Source organism: Arcicella sp., from assembly GCF_964672035.1.
Window position 1 is genome coordinate 1 of record NZ_CBABQS010000175.1, and the last position, 3,134, is coordinate 3,134.

A 3,134-nucleotide genomic window follows, 5' to 3' on the forward strand; every position below is an offset into this window, starting at 1 on the left:
ACTTTGAGGACTTTTAAGCCAATTTTCATATTTAATCAATCCTTCAATTATTTTACCATTTTTAATAATTTGTCCTGTTTCAAAATTTTGTGAATAAGTGCAGATGCTGATTAAGATAAATACGATACTTATTAAGATTTTTTGCATAATTATTTGAGTTTTGGAAACGCTAAAAATATTCAGATTTATGATTACATACAATGGAGAACAACATGAAACTTATATTTTTAGTCTGTTTTGACGACCAAACTCAATAATTTTTAACTTTATTTGTTTTGCATAAATCTGTTTATCATTTTTAAAAAATAACATATACTCTTCGACAGAATCAATTCCAAAATAATATGTCTCTCCACTTGTAAACTTTATGGAGTAAATACCATTAATTGAAATTCTTTTGACATCTAAAAGTAAATCAACACTTATCTTTTTTGTAAAAAAGATATTACTCAAAAAAAGAAAATTATTCTCATAAGTTAAATTTACAGCCTTGCTATTCACTAAAAGTATTATTAGACTAATGAGTAATCCTAATATCCACACAGTCAGTGAATTCTTATCAAATGAAATTATTAAAAAAAAAGATAACATTATCATGGTTATCGCAGAGAGAATTAATCCCAATATTTGCAAGCGTTTAATTTCTCTTGAGCTAATCTTTTCCATATTTTTATTCATTATTTTTATTTGTTATTCTTATTCCAATACTTAAATCCAGCGAAAAAGTATATATACCACCTGATTTAAAACCTGTTCTTAGTGGCTCTATTTTCATCTCATTTGTTGTACCTAAAGTACCTGCTTGTCGAGAAATTTTTATTCCTGTTCCTAAAGGTATAGGGGTAAGAGTTGCTATTCCTCCATCTATTTCCCTTTTAATAGTTCTTGAGCCATCTTTACTTGCTGTTGTTTCTCTTTCATATCCTCCTTCAACTCCTACACCAGCAAAAGGTACAGGAATTCCCAAACTTCCTCCAGTAGTAGCAGTTATACCGTCTCTGAGAAAATAGTCATACCCAGACTCTGATAACCCTTTTTTAGTATCAGCTTCTAAGTTTAATGATAAGGTTCTTACTGCAAAAGCATTTACATCATAACCAACACCTTTAACTTCTCCAGCAACTCTCACACCACTTGTTAGTTTTCCTTCAGCTTTTACATACCCTGCTACTTCAGTATTTTTTACTATATTTGTTACTTCATTTTTAACTGCTTTAACAGTAGCAGAAGCTATGTTGGCTATGGTTTGATTAATTTTATTAGCGATATATTTTTTCGCTTTTTGTAGTAAATCTCCAAAATCAGGATATTCTCCACTCGGGTCAGGTCGTGAAATTGGATTATTCCACCCATACTGAAATAAGGATAAATGCTCTTGCCCATCAATAATAGGGTCTTGGGATATAAAACGCCCAATCTGCGGGTCAAATTGACGGTGAATTAAATCTATATAACCCGTCTCAAATTGCGTTTCCCGATTTAAGAATTGGTACTTATTGAAGTTTGTAGGATTGCGAGTTATTGCCATTCCTTTCATCGAAAGTCCCCAAGGGTCATAAAAAATACTTTGGGTAGGTACAGTAATGCCCGATGAATCCCTGAGGGAAACTCTTAAATCATTATTATGGTCGGTAATATTATACTCATAAATACCATTGGCGATTCTACCTTCATCGTGTGAAATTTGGTATAAGTTGCCGTTTACATAAATCTCATCTTCCTCATAATCAGTCGTTTCACCGTTGGAATCAATCTTTTTTAATTTTGACCCTCCTGCATCGTATTCTGTGGTAATAGTTCTTGCATTGTCAAAAGTAATCACTTCGGGCAACTTTAAATAATTGTAAGTAATCGAAGCAATCTTTTTATTTTTATCCTTCTTTAAACTCCCATCCTGCCAGTAAGTATAATCATTATCGGTATTTGTTCCGTCTCTAAAATCACCTAAATCGATATTTGATGTGGTGACATCCGCTACTTTCTGTAATTTATTGGAGTTTGTTTGATAAGTGTAAGTAAGATTATCTACATTGCCAAAAGCGGTATAATTACTATTAGTCGCTCCATTTCTTGATAAGGTTTTAATGTTTCCATTGTCATCATAAGACACGCTACTCAAAGCATAATCTTCTCCAGTTTTCCCACTGCCATAGGTAGCTCCTATTAAACGAGACGCTTTGTCATAGGTATACTGGAAGGCTCTTTGAATCCCATCAATATTACTTTTCCAATACTGGTTTCTGATGTTTCCATCAAAATATGTCTTATCGTCTTCGTAAGTCAGCTTAAACGAAAAAATGCTATTGGTTAGGTTATTATTGGCATCTAAGTTTATACCCCGAAAACCTCTAATATGGTATTTATAGTTTAAGGTTTGTAACTCAGTGGCAGTGGTAGTAGGTTTTAAACTACCCAGATACAATGAACCTTTGTTTTGTAATATTCCTTTGTCAAATAAAATTCCTGCCGAAGCAGACTCCCCCCCGTTGATGGTTACGGTATGACCTGCGTTTATCGTTACATTATCCGAAAGCGTTGGAATATTGCTGCCTATCCAAGTAGTGGTAGCATTCCAAGAACCCGTTTGTGAGCTATTAATTATGCTAATAGGGGCAAAGGATTTTTTACTTAAACGTCCAATATCATCGTAGCCATAAGTAGCAATACTTTTATCCATTCCATTCAAAAAGTGATTATATTTTACCTTTCTGCCTAAATGGTCGTATTGATAACTCAGAATTTTAGTTGAAATCACATTAGACCCATTTTTTTTCTCAATTCTAACTTTTAATACTTCTCCGTTAAAACGATATTGATGGTCTTTTCTAATAAGATTGCCCCGATTACTTAGATAAAATTCTTGAATCAATTTTCCACGATAATCGTAATAATACACAAACTTTTCCCACGCTCCAGTCTTTAAATTTCGTTTGAGTTGTCCCGTCATTAATCCCTTGGCAAGTCCCTGAACATGAAAAGCGTTAGCCGCATTGAAATTGTAATTAACATCCGTTTGCCAAGTATAATCATCGTAATACATCACGTGTTTGATATTGGCATCCGCTACGGGATAAGCATTCGGAAAACTACGGTTGGTGTAACCCAATAAATCCGTTCCTCTATCTTCATAGCCG

2 protein-coding genes are annotated in these 3,134 nt (G+C 33.4%); both read right to left on the bottom strand.

All coding sequences use genetic code 11. From position 1 onward, the window contains the following. Nucleotides 1–219: 219 nt before the first annotated feature. A complete protein-coding gene (locus AC1W31_RS20985) occupies nucleotides 220–666 on the bottom strand; it encodes a hypothetical protein (RefSeq protein WP_481736459.1) in 447 nt (148 codons plus the stop codon). 4 nt (nucleotides 667–670) lie between these two features. After that, a partial coding sequence (locus AC1W31_RS20990; RefSeq protein ID WP_481736460.1) for an RHS repeat domain-containing protein occupies nucleotides 671–3,134 on the bottom strand: 2,464 nt, incomplete at its 5' end.

Coding starts and splice junctions, on each gene's coding strand:
- AC1W31_RS20985 (WP_481736459.1), bottom strand. CDS start 666: ATGGAAAAGATTAGCTCAAGAGAAATTAAACGCTTGCAAATATTGGGA.